The sequence below is a fragment of the Pseudoalteromonas sp. SS15 genome, assembly GCF_049257195.1.
Taxonomy (GTDB): Bacteria; Pseudomonadota; Gammaproteobacteria; order Enterobacterales; family Alteromonadaceae; genus Pseudoalteromonas.
The window spans coordinates 296,484-313,467 of record NZ_JBMMUD010000002.1 but is presented as its reverse complement, the minus strand read 5'-3'; the positions used below and the strand labels follow the sequence as shown (position 1 = coordinate 313,467).

Annotated in this window: 11 protein-coding genes and 13 tRNA genes; 13 read left to right on the top strand and 11 right to left on the bottom strand. The window is 43.0% G+C overall.

Going from position 1 to position 16,984, the window contains the following annotated elements; genetic code table 11:
- Positions 1-92 precede the first annotated feature (92 nt).
- A complete protein-coding gene (locus AAEU28_RS05635) occupies positions 93-1,415 on the top strand; it encodes a hypothetical protein (RefSeq protein WP_421963289.1) in 1,323 nt (440 codons plus the stop codon).
- An 85-nt stretch (positions 1,416-1,500) separates the two neighbouring features.
- Here the strand turns inward: AAEU28_RS05635 and cysZ are convergent, their stop codons facing one another.
- The 3 genes from cysZ to AAEU28_RS05620 all read right to left on the bottom strand — a co-directional run bounded on the left by cysZ (position 1,501) and on the right by AAEU28_RS05620 (position 4,844).
- The gene (gene cysZ, locus AAEU28_RS05630) at positions 1,501-2,232 is read right to left on the bottom strand and encodes a sulfate transporter CysZ (RefSeq protein WP_404393695.1); all 732 of its coding nucleotides are present in this window, start codon (positions 2,230-2,232) and stop codon (positions 1,501-1,503) included.
- 115 nt (positions 2,233-2,347) lie between these two features.
- Positions 2,348-2,644 (bottom strand): hypothetical protein, encoded by a 297-nt coding sequence (locus tag AAEU28_RS05625; RefSeq protein WP_421963288.1) that lies wholly within the window; start codon positions 2,642-2,644, stop codon positions 2,348-2,350.
- Positions 2,645-2,771: 127 nt separating this feature from the next.
- A complete protein-coding gene (locus AAEU28_RS05620) occupies positions 2,772-4,844 on the bottom strand; it encodes a TonB-dependent receptor (RefSeq protein ID WP_421963287.1) in 2,073 nt (690 codons plus the stop codon).
- A 277-nt stretch (positions 4,845-5,121) separates the two neighbouring features.
- Here AAEU28_RS05620 and AAEU28_RS05615 point away from each other — a divergent pair, with 277 nt between their 5' ends.
- The 6 genes from AAEU28_RS05615 (at position 5,122) to msrB (ending at position 13,112) form a co-directional block, all read left to right on the top strand.
- On the top strand, positions 5,122-5,853 hold the full coding sequence (locus tag AAEU28_RS05615; RefSeq protein ID WP_421963286.1) for an RNA methyltransferase: 732 nt from the start codon (positions 5,122-5,124) through the stop codon (positions 5,851-5,853).
- Positions 5,854-5,909: 56 nt separating this feature from the next.
- On the top strand, positions 5,910-9,302 hold the full coding sequence (locus AAEU28_RS05610; protein ID WP_421963285.1) for a chromosome segregation SMC family protein: 3,393 nt from the start codon (positions 5,910-5,912) through the stop codon (positions 9,300-9,302).
- 17 nt (positions 9,303-9,319) lie between these two features.
- Entirely contained in the window at positions 9,320-10,006 is a 687-nt protein-coding gene (zipA, locus tag AAEU28_RS05605; RefSeq protein WP_421963284.1) for a cell division protein ZipA, read from the top strand.
- A gap of 70 nt (positions 10,007-10,076) precedes the next feature.
- Positions 10,077-12,095, top strand: a complete 2,019-nt coding sequence (gene ligA / locus AAEU28_RS05600) for an NAD-dependent DNA ligase LigA (RefSeq protein ID WP_421963283.1) — start codon at positions 10,077-10,079, stop codon at positions 12,093-12,095.
- A gap of 87 nt (positions 12,096-12,182) precedes the next feature.
- Complete coding sequence (locus tag AAEU28_RS05595) at positions 12,183-12,668, top strand: DUF2919 domain-containing protein (RefSeq protein WP_421963282.1); 486 nt, start codon at positions 12,183-12,185, stop codon at positions 12,666-12,668.
- Between the two features lie 3 nt (positions 12,669-12,671).
- Positions 12,672-13,112, top strand: a complete 441-nt coding sequence (msrB, locus tag AAEU28_RS05590) for a peptide-methionine (R)-S-oxide reductase MsrB (protein ID WP_058030784.1) — start codon at positions 12,672-12,674, stop codon at positions 13,110-13,112.
- Between the two features lie 10 nt (positions 13,113-13,122).
- Here the strand turns inward: msrB and AAEU28_RS05585 are convergent, their stop codons facing one another.
- The 8 genes from AAEU28_RS05585 to AAEU28_RS05550 form a co-directional block, all read right to left on the bottom strand.
- A complete protein-coding gene (locus AAEU28_RS05585; RefSeq protein WP_421963281.1) occupies positions 13,123-14,754 on the bottom strand; it encodes a response regulator in 1,632 nt (543 codons plus the stop codon).
- Positions 14,755-14,865: 111 nt separating this feature from the next.
- Positions 14,866-14,941 (bottom strand) — tRNA-Val (locus AAEU28_RS05580).
- Positions 14,942-14,961: 20 nt separating this feature from the next.
- A tRNA-Val gene (locus AAEU28_RS05575) sits at positions 14,962-15,037 on the bottom strand.
- Between the two features lie 29 nt (positions 15,038-15,066).
- A tRNA-Val gene (locus AAEU28_RS05570) sits at positions 15,067-15,142 on the bottom strand.
- A 16-nt stretch (positions 15,143-15,158) separates the two neighbouring features.
- A tRNA-Val gene (locus tag AAEU28_RS05565) sits at positions 15,159-15,234 on the bottom strand.
- A 22-nt stretch (positions 15,235-15,256) separates the two neighbouring features.
- Positions 15,257-15,332: transfer RNA gene (locus AAEU28_RS05560), tRNA-Val, on the bottom strand.
- Between the two features lie 17 nt (positions 15,333-15,349).
- Positions 15,350-15,425, bottom strand: a tRNA-Val gene (locus AAEU28_RS05555).
- Between the two features lie 22 nt (positions 15,426-15,447).
- A tRNA-Val gene (locus AAEU28_RS05550) sits at positions 15,448-15,523 on the bottom strand.
- A 603-nt stretch (positions 15,524-16,126) separates the two neighbouring features.
- Here AAEU28_RS05550 and AAEU28_RS05545 point away from each other — a divergent pair.
- From AAEU28_RS05545 to AAEU28_RS05520, 6 genes are all read left to right on the top strand, one after another.
- Positions 16,127-16,202: transfer RNA gene (locus AAEU28_RS05545), tRNA-Ala, on the top strand.
- A 39-nt stretch (positions 16,203-16,241) separates the two neighbouring features.
- Positions 16,242-16,317, top strand: a tRNA-Glu gene (locus AAEU28_RS05540).
- Between the two features lie 100 nt (positions 16,318-16,417).
- Positions 16,418-16,493 (top strand) — tRNA-Glu (locus AAEU28_RS05535).
- 86 nt (positions 16,494-16,579) lie between these two features.
- Positions 16,580-16,655: transfer RNA gene (locus AAEU28_RS05530), tRNA-Glu, on the top strand.
- An 86-nt stretch (positions 16,656-16,741) separates the two neighbouring features.
- Positions 16,742-16,817: transfer RNA gene (locus AAEU28_RS05525), tRNA-Glu, on the top strand.
- Between the two features lie 86 nt (positions 16,818-16,903).
- Positions 16,904-16,979: transfer RNA gene (locus AAEU28_RS05520), tRNA-Glu, on the top strand.
- Positions 16,980-16,984 lie beyond the last annotated feature (5 nt).

Here is a 16,984-nt window from a genome sequence, read left to right as displayed (position 1 = left end):
TATTTTATCTCATTTTCTTAAACAGGGACTTTAATGTGGATATGATATAAGATAACATTTTGTGTTGTTATATTATCTCTCTGGTGTTTTAGATGAAATTAAAATTATTAAGCAGTGCAATTTTATTAGCCATGCTAAGTGGCTGTGGTAATAGTAGTAAAGTTGAAGAAATCACGCCGACTGAACAAGTAGAACAAGACTCAAGCTCGGGTACAGACACTAATACCGATTCTGACCATGCTCACAAAATTGAATATCCGCTAGGTCGACTTGCGGTTTCATTTGCTGATGAAAGTAATGTTTCAGTTTATGATCTTACAAAAAATGAACTATTAGAAACAGTTACTTTAACTAATCCAGTTTCGGCCCTTTATGCGAGCCCAGAAGGTCGCTATGTGGTAGCTATTCAGCGTGAGCATAACCATGTTGAGTTTATTGATGGCGGTATTTTCTTAGAAGCTCATGGTGATCACTTTCATCTAGAACAAGAAGATGTTCAGGCGGTGAGCTTTGAATTAGCAGAAACAAAACCAACACATTATGTACCAGGTGGTGAGCATGCATTGGTATTCTTTGACGGTGATAAAGATACTCAAGCAGATGCAGGGTTTGCTTTAATTTCAGATGAAGGCATTGCTGAAGCAAAAACCGATGCTCATCATGAATTTAATACTTTCATGCATGGTACAGGTGAAATTCGCGGTGAGTATGTGATTTCTACACTGCGTGATACAGAGGTTGAAAACTCATTACCTAACCGAATCGCTTTATTTGAACAGCATGGCGACCACTTCCATCAAGAGCAAGAGTTCGAACATAAGTGCCCAGGGCTTCATGGTAGCGTGCAAACAGAAGAGTTTGTTGCTTTCGGTTGTACTGATGGCATCGTTGCAATTGAAGAAGAATCAGAAGTATTTACCTCTAAGCACATTGCTTATCCTGAAGGTTTTCCTGAAGGCAATCGCATAGGTAAATTTATCGGCCACCCTGAGAACCACACTGTCATTGGTTTATCTCGTTTAGGTCCTTATTCAGTAAACTTAGAGACAGGTGAAATCAAAGCTTTTGCATGGCAACCAGAAGGTGTTGAAAAGTATCTTGCATACGCAGGTAATGCAAAGACAGGCAACGCATTAGTGCTAGATGATCAAGGTTACTTAAATATTTTCCATGGCGAACACGACTGGGAAAATGAAGCGCGTATTCAAGTTTTAGAAGAAATTGAAGAAGGTGCTACTGCTAAGATCATTGCAAACATGGCGCACCACATTGTGTACGTCGCTTATGGTGAGCACCTATACGCAGTAGACACTGAAGCAAAAACAAGCACTGAAATTCAGCACTTTGATAAGCCAATCGCAAACCTTACTTGGGTAGGTGCGTTTGAAGCTGAAGAGCATGATCACGAGCACTAATTAAACTTTTTTGTTTAACAGACTCCCACTAAAAATGGCGACCAGTAGGTCGCCATTTTTTTTCGGAAATTTAAATTACATAGAGTTAAACTTCACGATAGTTTTTACGGTAGTTTTCAACCCATAGCTTGGTTGCGCCACATACCGCAACAGGCATTACGATTAAGTTTACGAAAGGAATCGAGGTTAAAACAAATACTGCAAAACCAAACCCGTACGATAATCCTTGCTCGCTTTTTAGGTCGTCTTTCATTTGCTTGAAATGAATTTTGTGATTATCAAACGGATAGTCGTTGTACTGAACGTTGTACATCCAACAGGTAAATAGCACCCACATGATTTGCCCGAATACAGGGAGTATCCAAAGTAAAATAAAGAAACCGATTGCCCTAGGAAGATAGTAACAAAGCTTAGTCCACTCTCGTCCAAGCATACGCGGTACGTCTTTCAAGGTGTCTGACAGCTTATCGTCATTGATAGGTTGGCCTGTTAAATAGAGCTCCACTTTTTCACTAAGCAAGCCATTAAAAGGCGCGGCGATGAAATTGGTTATCACAGTGAAAACCATGGAGTAGGAGAATAAGATCACCAAGATAGCAATCGGCCACATCAGCCATTCAAGCCAACTTAACCAAGATGGCAGCAAGTTGTTGATGTATTCAAAGCCTTGAACTAGCCAATCATATAAAAAGAATAAAGAACTGCCGAATAGCAAAACGTTAATAAACAATGGAATAAATACAAAGCGCTTTAGTCCTTTTTGGGTTATTAACGAAAACCCTGCAATGAAATACTCAATACCTTTGCCTAACTGCACAACTAGCCTCAACAATTATATGTACACGTTTTTAGTATAAAGTGTTCCAGAGACAGCGACTAGCGCTTATGGTAACAAACTATGTCAAAGAGGAAGCTTGCGTTCAGCAATAAGGTTATTTAGGCAATTCAACGTTGTAACGTTTCGCGTACCATAAAAAGAAAGGTAACTCGATGACAGAGAAGCTGACAAGTGTAAACCACACCCAATTAACTTCAGTGAAAACTAAAGTGAAAGTTTGAGGTGAGCCCATATATACAGAGCCGACGACAAACAAAGAAATCACCGATGCAATTAAATCTTGTAGAGAGATCTTCTTAAAGTCATTGCCCGCATATTTTGGGTTTGCATAAAAGTAGGCAACAAACAGCACAATAAAATTAACCGCGATAATTGCAAATTCAGGAGTCATAATCGATAAACTGTTTAATAAAAACGCGAATAGTGTAGCGTTATGCGGATCTACTGTCCAAATAAAAGAAAGGAAAAAGGCGAGTAAAGTAACCCGCCTTTGTGTTAGCTCAAGCTTTTAATAGCGATTAGAAAGTATAAGTCGCTGAAATACCGAAAGTACGCGGGTCAATAATACCAGCGTTGCCATAAGGGTCACGGGCATTTGCAGGTGAACGATGAGTTACTGCTTGTCTATCTAACGCATTATTCACGAACACATTGAATAGCCAGTTCTCCAATTCATAGTTGGCATGCACTCGAACCAGAGAGTAGTTACCCGCTTTCTTTTCTGGTTCATTCGTAAACGTCCCAAAAAACTCATCAACATAATTACCAGAAAGGCCTACATTGAAAGCATCATTGATCCAATACTTAACACCAGCATTGGCGGTGATTTTGGGTGCTGAGTTGAGCTCTTTACCATCTAAGTCTTTGAAGGTTTCAGTGCCATCTTTCATTTCAGTCTCAAGAAGACCTAGGCCACCGGTCACTTGTACACTGTCTGAGAGCATGGCCGACACTTCTAGTTCAAGGCCGTATGTATCAACGCGGGCGAGGTTATCAATGTTCCTATTCGGACCAACAGCTTGATAACCTTGGTAGGCATTGAAGAATACATTGGCACTGAAGTTAACATTGCCATCATTCAATGAGCTTCTTAGACCAGCTTCGTAGGTGTTCACATATTCAGCATCGTAATAATAGTACTGCTGCGTCATCCAGTTAAAAGCACCGCCGGCAGAGTTATAGCCTCGGCGTGCACTGATGTTTGCGGTATGTTGTTCATTTATTTTATATTGCAGAACCACTTTAGGTAAGCGAATGGTATTTTCTTGATCAAGTATAGAACGTGAGCGATGAACCAGTTGTTCACCCTCCATCGTATTTTCTATGTAATCACGGAACTGTGATTCTTTTTCTACACGTAGGCCTGAGATCACACTGAATTGTTCACTGATGCTGTAGCTGACTTCACCGTAGACTGCGCGTGAGTCACTACTGTCGTTACCTTGATATAAGAAGCCTGTATGGCTTTGGTAATCTTGCTCTCGTTCAAAATAAGCCAGACCAATAAAGCCCTTAAGCGCTGCATCATCTAAACCAAAGTTATACTTACCATCAAAAGTCACGTTCTTTTCATTCATAATGAGTAGCTGATTTCTCGCTTCAACTAATTCGTATGAATTAAAGCCCCACCTGTGATCCATATATGCCCACAACACATCGACGCTGCTATCCTTATCAATTGTGTAGTCGACATTTAATTTTGTTGTGCGTGTATCTGTGTCCATATTTCTTTCGAAATTCGGTACGAAGGCCCAAGGATCGTCATTTCTAAAATAGCGACGGCCTGAGTTACCTTCTTCACTGTTGCTGTCAAAACTTAACATAGTAGAAAACCCTTCAAGGGCTTTTGGCTTCCACAATAGCTTAGTGCCATAACGCGTGGTTTTGAGTTTGTCTAAATCAAATTCAGGGTCGTGGGTTGGGTGAATGATGCTGTTATCATAATCATTGCCTTGAAGACCTTGCGCTGTGAATCTAAATGCTAATTCATCTTCAATAATAGGGCCTGATGCCATCACAGAAGTATCAATATAATCACTTTGATTACGGTATCCAAGCCTACCTGCGGCTTCCCAATCAAAACTTGGATCTTTGGTTTTAATGAAAATCATGCCACCAATGCTGTTTCGGCCATTAGTCGTTGATTGAGGGCCGCGAAATACTTCGATTTGTTCTACATCCCAGATACCTGAGTCACCGGTTAAGTCAGCCATATAAGGTTGATAAATGCCATCAACCAAAATTGAAACACGGCCCTTAGCACCGCCTGTTACACCATTAAAGCCTGCGGCAGCACCATTACCGGATACACCGCGAATGTCAGGTAAAGCGCCAGGTTTAACAACCACATTGGCAATTTCAGAGACTGCTGAAGTAACGCTTAAATGAGTCAATGTTTTAAGCAATTCTTCATTGATTACTGACACAGAAGAAGCGGTATCTTTTAACGTTCTATCGGCTTTTTCACCCATGATAACAATGGTTTCCATTGATTCATGAGTTGTGTTGTCATCTTCAGCGAAAGCAGTTGTATTTAAAAACGCACAAGATAGTGAAGCTGCAATTAAGTGCTTGGTAAACATCTTAGACATTATGAGATCCTCTCAATAATTTTTGGATATAGGTCGGCTTTCCTACCGATACTTGGTATGGATGCGCATGCCGAGCTCGTCGAGTTGACTGTTGAATATATAAGTGCAGAGAATTCAACGGCGGGGATTATAGGTACAAGGTTGTCAAATGTAAATGCAAATAATTATCAGTAATGGTGATTTAAATCAAAATAAGCAGTTCTGGTGCTGAACGGTCGCAATCTGTTTGTGTTTATAAATATCAGGTATAATCGCCAAGGTCTTTTGTGGGGTAACTATGATTTCTAAAAACCAACTAAAATTATTGCGTGCATTGGCGCAGAAAAAATATCGCAAACAACATAATTGTTATTTAGTGCAAGGAGAAAAAAATATCCTTGAGTTGTTTGCTGCCAATATGCCAGTAAAACAGTTATTTGCCTCACCTGCATTTATTACTGCCCATAACGATAAAATTCTTGCCGATGACATTGTTGAAGCCGATGAAGAGAGTTTAAGTAAAGCGAGCACGTTAGTAAGTAACAATGCAGCCATTGCCATTGTCACTATGCCAGAGCCAAGCAGCATAGACACATCAGGCCTCGTGTTAGCGCTAGATGGGGTATCAGATCCTGGAAACCTAGGCACCATTATTCGCGTGGCTGACTGGTATGGTTTGAAGCAAATCGTGGTGAGCCTAGATTGTGCTGACCATTTTAATCCTAAAGTGATCAGCGCGACCATGGGCTCGTTTGTTCGTGTTAATGTGATCCGCACTGACTTGTCGGCATTTTTAGTGGACTATGACGGCGATGTTTATGGCGCATACCTTGGTGGTCAAAGTGTCCATAAAACGCAGTTTGCTGCAAAAGGGGTGTTGGTGATGGGAAGCGAATCTCATGGTATTCGAGAGCAAGTTGCACCTTTCATTAACCAAAAGATCACCATACCTGCTTTTGGTGGGGCAGAGTCGCTGAATGTGGCTATGGCGACTGGGATCATCCTAGATAACATAAAACGCCAAGCTTAATCTTTGAAGATTATTTTGTTATTGTTTTCAATTAACTAAAGTAACCCTAGCAAATCATGCGGCTGACCCATATTAAGCTTGCTGGCTTTAAATCATTTGTAGAGCCCAGCAAGATCCCATTTCCAGATCAGATGACCTGTGTGGTCGGCCCCAATGGCTGTGGTAAGTCTAATGTGATTGACGCAGTACGTTGGGTGCTGGGTGAAAGCTCAGCAAAAAACCTGCGTGGCGATGCTATGACAGATGTTATTTTTAATGGCTCAACACACCGTAAACCTGTCTCTCAAGCTTCAGTAGAACTTTTCTTTGATAATACTTCTGGTGTGTTACAAGGCAGTCTCGCCAATCGAAATCAAATCGCGATTAAGCGTTTAGTAACCCGAGACGGCCAGTCATTGTATTTTCTCAATGGCAGCAAATGTCGTAAACGCGATATCACTGATATTTTCTTAGGCACAGGCCTTGGGCCGCGTAGTTATGCGATAATTGAACAGGGGATGATCTCTCGCTTAATTGAAAGCCGCCCACAAGAGCTGAGAGTATTTTTAGAAGAAGCAGCCGGTGTTTCTAAATACAAAGAGCGACGCCGCGAAACGCAAACCCGTATTCAAAGTACCCGTGATAACTTAGAGCGCTTGTTAGATATGCGCCAAGAGCTGAAAAATCAGCTTGATAAACTCTCGGTACAAGCAGAGCAAGCCAAACAATATCGTGAGCTTAAGCGTGATGAGCGTTTGCTCAAAGGCCAAGTTGCAGTCATTAAATGGCAAAAGCTAAATGCACAACAACAGCAAAAAGCCGCTGAAATCGCTGAACTTGAAAAACAAATCCGCTTTTTTAGTGACGCCCATCAAGGTCATGCTGATGTGCTTTCAGCACTAGAAGCAAAACTTGAACAAGACACCCATAAACTAGAAGACACACAACAGCAAAAGCATCGTATTCATACCGAGATAATTCGCTTTGAACAGCAAAAACTCAGTGCACAGCAACAAAAGACGCAACTACAAGCTGACATAGATAAACAAAAACATGCATTTAAAGAAGCACAAGATGCACTGCAAACTCTGCAACATGCGCAAACTGAGTTTACTGAGCAACAGCAAGTGGCAGAGCAAGGGCTTGAACAAGCGAAAGACGCGTTATTCAAAGCACAAAGTACCTTTGAATCGTCACAAGCAGAACATAAAGCTCAACAAGCGAAGTTAAATGCAGGGCAGCATGAACTATCTGAGCAGCGCCAAGCACTTCAGCAAGCAGAACAAAACCTTAAGCAAGCAGAGTTATCGCTGACTCACTTGCAGGCAAATATTGCAGATGTGGCAAAGCAAATTGAACAGCAGCAAAGCCAATCAGTCACAAAAGAGCTCGATGCAGCAAAAGCCGAATTTAATCAGCTTGCGAAACAAATGGCAGGGCTACAATCGCAGGCCAAGCAACTGGCTGTTGCTTTAGATGATGCACAGACTAGTTATTCAAAGGCCGAGCTTGAAGAGCGCGAGCGCGTGCAAAAGGTCAGTAGCTGCAAAGCAAATATCAGTGCGTTAGAGAATGTGCTTAGCTCACTGACCGAGGACGTACAGCAGACGCTACTGCAAACCTTATCCGTCAATGCGAGTGATGCAGCGATTGTTGAAAGTGCGCTGCTTGGCATGACGTTATTACCTGTAAGCGAAAGCATCACTGAGCATGGTGTCTGGAATAACACCCAAGCGCTTCGCGAGGGCTCAGTTGCAAGTTTACTGCAGGGGCAGGTTTACCCTGAATTTTTAAACCAGATCCAATTACTTGAACAAGGTCAGCGATTTACTCCTGAGCAAGGCTGGTGGATGGCCGTTGATGGCGAAGGTAACTTGTATGGTGAGAACTTTAGAGTTAGTAAGTCTAAACAAACCTCAGTGGGCTTATTAACACAGCAAACGCAATTAAATGAACTTAACGACGAATTACCAAAACTAATCGCAGACGTTGAGCAAGCAAAAGCGCAAAAAGAAGCCTTACAAACGCGTTTAAAAGCAGCGCAACAAGATGTTGAGAGTAACAGTGCCAATATTCACCAAATCGCACAGGGTATGGCGAAGGCACAAACTCACTCCGAGCTATTAGAAAAACAACATGCCAATTGGCAGCAAACACTCGAACAATATCAACAAAAGCAAGGCTCGCTTCAAGCACAATTAACTGAGCAAGCAGCACCTATTGCCAAGCAAAAACAACAGATTGCGGACATGGTAGCTGCCCTTGAGTTACTTCAAGCGCAGCAAATTGAGTTACAAACTCAGGCTGATGAACAAGAGCAGGCCTATATTCAGGCTGCAAGTCACTCGCAAACGGCTCAGCAAGCATTGCATCAGGCTGAGCTTGAGTTGCAAAAAGTACAAAATACGTGGCAACTTGAGCAAACAAAACAGCAACACAGCCAAAGCGTGTTAAATAGCGCCTTAGAGCGACTCGAAACCTTACAGCAGCAATTAGAAGACCAACAACTGCCACTGCTCGAGTGTGAAGAGCAGTTGATGATTTTAGTCGAGCAGCATCAAGAAATTGAAATTCAGCTAGAGCAGTATCAAGCGCAAAAAGCGCAAGCCCAAAAAGCACTGCAAGATAAACAAGCGAGTTTGCAAGACGCACAATCAGGCGTAACAAAAAAACAAAATCAGCTTCAGCAGCTTAAATTAGCAGAGCAAGAGCTAATGATTAAAGCGCAGTTGATGCTAGAACCCCTTGAAGAGTTACAGCAAACACTCAAAGATATTTTGGCAAGCTTGCCAGAAAATCCTAAGCTGGTGAGCTTTCAGTCAAAGTTACAAAACACTACTGCGCAGTTGTTGGAGTTAGGTGCGGTAAACCTCGCTGCGATTGAAGAATATGACCAAGCCCTAGAGCGCAAAACGTATTTAGACGAGCAGCTTGATGATTTAACTGCCGCACTCGAAACCCTTGAAGGCGCTATTCGTAAAATAGACCGAGAAACCAAGCAGCGCTTTAAGCAAACCTTTGATCAAGTAAACAAAGACTTTGCTGGGTTGTTCCCGAAAGTGTTTGGGGGGGGTCAAGCTTATCTAGAGTTGACCTCAGATGACCTGTTAGAAACCGGTGTTGCGATTATGGCAAGGCCACCGGGCAAGAAAAACTCAACAATTCACCTTTTAAGTGGTGGAGAAAAAGCGCTGACCGCATTATCATTAGTGTTTTCAATATTTAGGCTAAATCCAGCGCCATTTTGTATGCTGGATGAAGTTGATGCACCGCTTGATGACGCCAACGTCGTGCGTTTTTGCCGTTTGGTCGAAGAAATGTCACAATCGGTGCAATTTATATATATTAGTCACAATAAAATCGCCATGGAAATGGCGGGTAGACTGACGGGGGTAACCATGGCAGAACCGGGTGTTTCGCGTATGGTTGCCGTAGACATAGAACAAGCAGTGCAAATGGCACAAACGTAGCAAGATAAAGGTGAGTAATGGCCGAAGAATTAAGATGGGCATTAATCGTGATCAGTGCGCTAGTTATTGGCGGTTTATTGATCCACGGCTTATGGTCAGTAAGAAAAAAAGAAACACCAGAACAAACTGATAATACTCCGAAACCACAGCCTAAAGTTGAGCCTGCGGCCCCAGCGACAGACAATGAACCTGAACTGGGTGATATGAATTTTTCAGCGGTAGATGAAGAGCCAACTGCTGAACCTGTTGCTGAAGAGCAACAAAAAGACGCTGCGCCGGCAGCAGCCCCTGAGCCACAAGACTTTATTATCTTGCACATTGAAATGCCAGAAGGCCTTTCTATGGCGGGCTCTAAGCTATTACCTTGTGTTTTGAGCTTAGGTTTTAAATATTCTGATGAAGGCTTCTTTAACCGTCATGTTGAGCCTTCAGGTAATGGCCCTGTATTGTTCCGCTTAGTGAATATGTTCAACCCAGGTACGTTCGATATTGATAACATGGAGCAGTTTAGCACTGCGGGCGTTAGTTTATTTATGACGCTACCATGTGAGGGCGATAGCCTAGCAGCCTTTAATATGCTGCACAGTGCTGCTAAGAAACTGTCTGACGAGTTTGGTGCTACGGTGCTTGATCACCAACGTCAGCCTTTAAGTGTTGAAACGGTTCGCAGCTATGTTGAAAAGGTTCGCGAATTCGCCGCTTAATGATTAGCGCGTTATGATTTTTTAGGCCACCGAGCTCACGCTTGGTGGCTTTTTGTTTTTAGAGGTCGAGATGTCAGAGTCAGTTGTTAAGCAAATTGATGCATTAAAACAGCAATTAGAAGAATATAACTACCAGTATTACGTATTAGATAATCCAAGTGTGCCAGACGCAGAATACGATAGGGTTATGCGTGAGTTAATGGCGCTAGAGCAAGCAAACCCTGAATTACTCACACCTGACTCTCCATCGCAAAAAGTCGGTGGGGAAGCACTGAGTAAGTTCTCTCAAGTGACTCATAAAGTGCCTATGTTGTCTCTTGATAATGCTTTTGATGAAGCTGAATTCTCCGCATTTAATCGCCGTATTCAAGAGCGCTTATTGGTGAGCGAGCCTCTGGATTTTTGTTGCGAGCCAAAACTCGATGGCCTAGCGGTATCTATCTTATATAAAGATGGCGTATTAGTGCAGGCGGCAACACGCGGTGATGGTCAAGTTGGTGAAAACATCACTGAGAACGTTAAAACCATTCGTAACGTGCCGCTGCGTTTACGTGGTGATGATATTCCGGCAGAGCTTGAAGTGCGCGGTGAAGTATTTATGGATACGGCGGGTTTCGAAAAATTAAATGAAACAGCATTTGCTAAAGGTGAAAAAACTTTTGCGAACCCGCGTAATGCGGCTGCCGGTAGTTTACGTCAGCTTGACTCTAAAATTACCGCCAAGCGCCCACTGATGTTCTACGCCTACTCAACCGGTGTTGTTGAAGGGGTAGAGTTGCCAGATGCACATTTTGAGCAACTCAGTAAGCTCAAAGATTGGGGCTTCCCAATGTGTCCTGAAACGCGTCTAGTGACAGGCACCACAGAAGTAATGGCGTATTACCAAGATATTCTAGAGCGCAGAGCTAGCCTTGCCTATGAAATTGATGGCGTGGTGATCAAAGTAAACCGTAAAGATTACCAACAACAGCTTGGTTTTGTAGCCCGAGCGCCGCGATGGGCCATTGCCTTTAAGTTTCCTGCACAAGAAGAAATCACTCAATTACTGGATGTTGAATTCCAAGTAGGGCGTACCGGTGCAATTACACCGGTAGCTCGTTTAGAGCCAGTTTTCGTCGGTGGCGTAACCGTGTCAAACGCAACGCTTCATAACCGTGACGAAATAGAGCGCCTTGGCGTAAAAGTCGGTGATACCGTCATTATACGCCGCGCAGGTGACGTAATACCTCAAGTAACACAAGTGGTGCTTGAGCGTCGCCCTGATGATGCCAAAGACATCGTATTCCCTGAAACATGCCCAGTATGTGACTCACACGTTGAGCGCATTGAAGGCGAAGCCGTGGCTCGTTGTACCGGTGGGTTAGTGTGCCAAGCACAGCGCAAGCAAGCGATTAAACACTTTGCATCACGTAAAGCATTCGATATTGATGGTCTAGGCGATAAAATTGTTGATCAGCTTGTTGATAGAGAATTGATTGAGACACCTGCGGATTTATTTACCTTAAAGCAAGGCCATTTTGAGTCACTTGAACGTATGGGACCAAAGTCGGCGTTAAACCTAGTTAACGCCTTAGAAGCAGCAAAGCAAACGACTCTAGCAAAGTTCTTATATGCTTTGGGTATTCGTGAGGTGGGTGAAGCGACCGCGCAGAATCTGGCAAACCACTATTTAACGCTAGAAAAGGTAATGGCAGCTAACACGGATGACTTACAAACGGTTAGTGATGTGGGCGTTGTGGTTGCCAAACACATTCATGCTTTCTTTAACGAGCCACATAACCAAGCTGTTGTGAATGCGCTACTTGAAATTGGCATCAATTGGCCGCAAATAGAACAGAAGTCTGCGGATGCACAGCCGCTTGCTGGGTTAACGTATGTTTTAACTGGTACATTGAGCCAGTTAAATCGTAACGACGCGAAAGCGAGATTACAGGCACTCGGCGCAAAAGTGGCTGGCAGTGTCTCGAAAAACACCCATGCCCTTGTTGCAGGCGAAAAAGCGGGCTCTAAGCTAACTAAAGCGCAAGAGTTAGGTATTGAGATCCTTGATGAAGATGCCTTAATTGCTTTGTTCGCTGAACACGAGTAACTCCAAGCAGCAATTATAGAAATACACTACGCGGTCAATATGGCCGCGTTTTTGTAGTAGTTCCTCAGCATAGAGGGTAGGACATTTATGAAACATTATGGCCCAGAATATTGGGATAAATATGGCGTGTATCGTACACCACTGGCTTTTAACTTGACGCTGGTGGTGTTGCTGCGTGCTTATTTTTTATGGACATTCTCTGCATTGGCAAGACGTCCAGATATCGATTTTATGTCGCTATTTTTTGTTTCTAAATTCCATTTCTTTACAGCGTTAGGAATAGGTGCCATTGCCATTGTACCGACAGTGATTTATTCACTACGCCGACCTACCAGCTCTCAGAAGTTAGCCAAAATTTGGCGACACATGCGCTGGCCGTTATTACTTTGTGCATGCTTAGACTTAATCTGGTTGATCTATCAGGCGTCACAAGCGTATTACCAATTTTCGATGTTTTTAGCAGTGCAAATGGTGCTCTTGTTGTGGGTGATATTGTATTTGCTGAAAAGTCGTTATTTAAGCTACTTTTTTAATGATTGGCCTGAGCCTGAAAAACAAGATAACAAGGGATAAATTATGCTGACCTGGCAAGATGTTTTAAAGTACGCGAACGCTGGTAATCCAGAGCCGAAGAATCGGGTTGAAAAAACTGCTGAGCAGTGGCAGCAAGAGCTAGACCCAGAAGTCTTCTATATTACCCGTAACAAAGGCACCGAAAGGCCGTTCAGCAGTGGTAGCTGCACGGTATTTGAAGCGGGTGACTATCACTGCGCTTGTTGTAATAACTTACTGTTTTCAGGGGACGAAAAGTTTAACAGTGGTACAGGTTGGCCATCATTTACAAAACCAGCTTATTTAGAGTCGATAGCATATATTGGCGATAACAGCCATGGTATGCAGCGAGTCGAGATTGTTTGTAATGTGTGTGATGCGCATCTAGGGCATGTATTTCCTGATGGCCCACCACCAACGGGCTTACGCTATTGCGTGAATGCGTTATCAATGACAAAAGCTTAGCCTTAAACAATCACTCTACTGAAAGTCCCAGCTCATCGCAGGTGACTTTCAGCTTACCAAAACGCTCTTTCTGATCGGCATCTAACTCCACATTGTTTAAAAGCGCAAAGCACTTCTTGAGCAATGGGGTGTTGATGGTGTTTTCTTTTTGGTGGTTTTTATCTAATAAACATTGCGCCAAATTAAGAGCAATACTGGCATTTTTTGGCATGACTCTAAACGCTTGCGTAAATGCTTCAAGCGCGACATCAATTCGACCTCTATTAAACTGAGTCACAGCATGGTTGTTAAGCTCTTTCGGGCCCATTGTAATGTCTTGCTTCTCTGTTTTTTGCTGATGAATGTAGTGCAGGGTAGTGGGGTCGCTAATGTCTTTATGACGCTCGCAGTGTTTTATGATCTGTGTGAATAAGTCTTGAGCTTTATGCTGCATGCCTAATTCATGGCAAGCTTTAGCTTTATCAAGGGCGGCATCAATTGAACGTATTGTCGGCTCATCTTCAAGTTGGTTAATAAGTTGAATGGCTTTTTGATGCTCATCTTTTAAATAATGAATACGTGCGTTTAATACGTCTAACTGAGTTTGATTATTGGCATTAGGGAATTGCTTTTTTAAATCCCCCAAGTATTTTTGAGTTTGTCGTGTGATACGGTTAACTTGCTCGGTTTGATCTGTGGCAAGGGCAAAGTCGATACCAGCTCTAGCCGCATTAAGGTAGATCTCAGGACTATCATGGATTGAGTTTTTTGCGTACTGAGCTATGTCTTTATGGGCGTTGTAGCTAGATTCGTAATCGTGATTAATTGACGCAACACGACCCAAACTTTTTTGCCTTTCGATATTCCGCGGTGCCATATTAGACGCTTGCTGAAGAAATGTTTGTGCGTTTTCAAATTGATTCAATTGCATTTCAAGGCGACCAAGTAAGTCGAGCGCAACCAATCGAGTTTCTGAACGTTCTAACATCGTCTTTAGCATACGTTGAGCCAGTACATGTTCTTTGTTTGCAATTAAAGCTTCTACCAGGCCTATTTTGGCCCAAGCGAATTTTTGTAAAGACAGTGCCGATTTATAGAATGTTTTAGCCTCATCAACACGCTTTAGTCTAAGTAACGCCTCACCTTTGAGCTTAAGCATAATAGGGCTGTAGGTGTTGTCATTATTATCGAGTTCTTTGTCGATAAATTTAACTGCTTTTGAATCATTGCCATCATCAATTAAAGTAAAAATTTGTTTGAGCGCAAATTTACGCTTTAACACGCGGGTAAGTCTGGTTTTTAATTCTTTAATTGAAAATGGTTTAACTAAGAAGTCATCAGGTTGAAGCTCAAGTACGCTATGAACTAACTCCCCGCTGGTCTCTGCAGAGACAAAAATAAAAGCGGTGGTGTTCTTGATAAGGTTTTTGCTTTTTAACTCTTCGTAGAGCTGATAGCCGTTTTGTCGCTTAGTTAAATCGAATGAGCAAATAATTAAATCAAACTTTTCACTGGCACAAAGCTCAATTGCTGCAACGGCATGCTCGGCAATATAGATATGCTTAAACTGTAGCTGCTCTAAAGAGCGCCTGAGATGGCTCAGCGCGAGCGGCTGTTCTTCGACGATTAACAGCTTGATATTGCTAAAGTTGTTTAAGCTCATTGAATAAATTAGTAACGATAAGGGCTTATGACAGTCTAGACCTTTAATGGGCTTTTTTAAATAGTTTGGAGATAAAACAGAGTAAGATTAAGAATTTAAGATTGGATTATGTGGTGGGTCGTACTGGACTTGAACCAGTGACCCTCGCCTTGTAAGGGCGATGCTCTCCCAACTGAGCTAACGACCCACATAATAAATGACTTGATATGGTGGGTCGTACTGGACTTGAACCAGTGACCCTCGCCTTGTAAGGGCGATGCTCTCCCAACTGAGCTAACGACCCATATCAATGTACTTTGCGAACCAGTAAAGTGGTGGGTTGTACTGGACTTGAACCAGTGACCCTCGCCTTGTAAGGGCGATGCTCTCCCAACTGAGCTAACAACCCGCAAAGTTTTTCTAAATGGTGGGTCGTACTGGACTTGAACCAGTGACCCTCGCCTTGTAAGGGCGATGCTCTCCCAACTGAGCTAACGACCCATTTAGAAATTGGTGTGTAATATGGTGGGTCGTACTGGACTTGAACCAGTGACCCTCGCCTTGTAAGGGCGATGCTCTCCCAACTGAGCTAACGACCCATATTACAGCTCTATAATGGTGGGTCGTACTGGACTTGAACCAGTGACCCTCGCCTTGTAAGGGCGATGCTCTCCCAACTGAGCTAACGACCCATTATAGATAAATTTAGATATGTGGTGGGTCGTACTGGACTTGAACCAGTGACCCTCGCCTTGTAAGGGCGATGCTCTCCCAACTGAGCTAACGACCCATATCTAAAAACAACACGTTGCCGTGTCGTTGTGGAGCGGTATTATAGGGAGACTTGCAACAGAGTCAATAGCTGAATTTACAATTTTGGTCTGTCTGCGGGTTTTATCATCAAATTGCAATTATTCTTCATTATATAGCAAGTGCGTTTTCAAACTAAAAAAATCTTAAAAAGCCAAGAAAATTGTCCCATAGAAAAATAAATCAAAGTCAAAGCCCCAATATTTTGAATTCAATACTGGGCTGTAATTAGTAGTTAAAATTAAAGGTTATGGCTTTTAAGCTTTTTTCAAAACTATTTATAGATGCCCTTTATGTAGGTCGGAATATAAAGCTAAAATAGCAAACATCATAACGCTAGCTAATATCTAAGTGCGGCAGGGAATAAAACAGAGCAATTTGAGGGTTAGGGTGATGATATAGTGAGGGTTTAGTTGCCTCAAAACGGTTGTTGTGGTTATATATGCGCCTGTTTGCTGTTTTTTAAAGCGAACAGTAAAAAGTTAAAGAAAAATTGTTGACTTTAATTTTGCGGGTGCATAGAATGCGCCCCGCACTCAGCGATACAGGTGACTAACTGAAAGGTTAGATAAGCCCAAGGTAAGGGGCTATAGCTCAGCTGGGAGAGCGCCTCGCTGGCAGCGAGGAGGTCTGCGGTTCGATCCCGCATAGCTCCACCAATCTTCTAAGTGCAATTGTCCTAGAGAACACAGTTTTGTGTCCCCTTCGTCTAGAGGCCTAGGACACCGCCCTTTCACGGCGGTAACAGGGGTTCGAATCCCCTAGGGGACGCCAATTTCGCTACTTCTTCGAATGGAGTAGGGAAGTTAAATATGCTCGTATGGTAAGAGTTTAAATAACCAGTCCTAGTGACACATTATCTACATGATATTGCGTCCCCTTCGTCTAGAGGCCTAGGACACCGCCCTTTCACGGCGGTAACAGGGGTTCGAATCCCCTAGGGGACGCCACTTTACTAAAAGTGTTCAAGATAAACGCTCGTATGGTAAGAGTCTAAATAACCAGTCCTAGTGACACATTATCTACATGATACTGCGTCCCCTTCGTCTAGAGGCCTAGGACACCGCCCTTTCACGGCGGTAACAGGGGTTCGAATCCCCTAGGGGACGCCACTTTATTTAAAGTGCTCAAGATAAACGCTCGTATGGTAAGAGCTTAAATAACCAGTCCTAGTGACACATTATCTACATGATACTGCGTCCCCTTCGTCTAGAGGCCTAGGACACCGCCCTTTCACGGCGGTAACAGGGGTTCGAATCCCCTAGGGGACGCCACTTTATTTAAAGTGCTCAAGATAAACGCTCGTATGGTAAGAGCTTAAATAACCAGTCCTAGTGACACATTATCTACATGATACTGCGTCCCCTTCGTCTAGAGGCCTAGGACACCGCCCTTTCACGGCGGTAACAGGGGTTCGAATCCCCTAGGGGACGCCACTTTA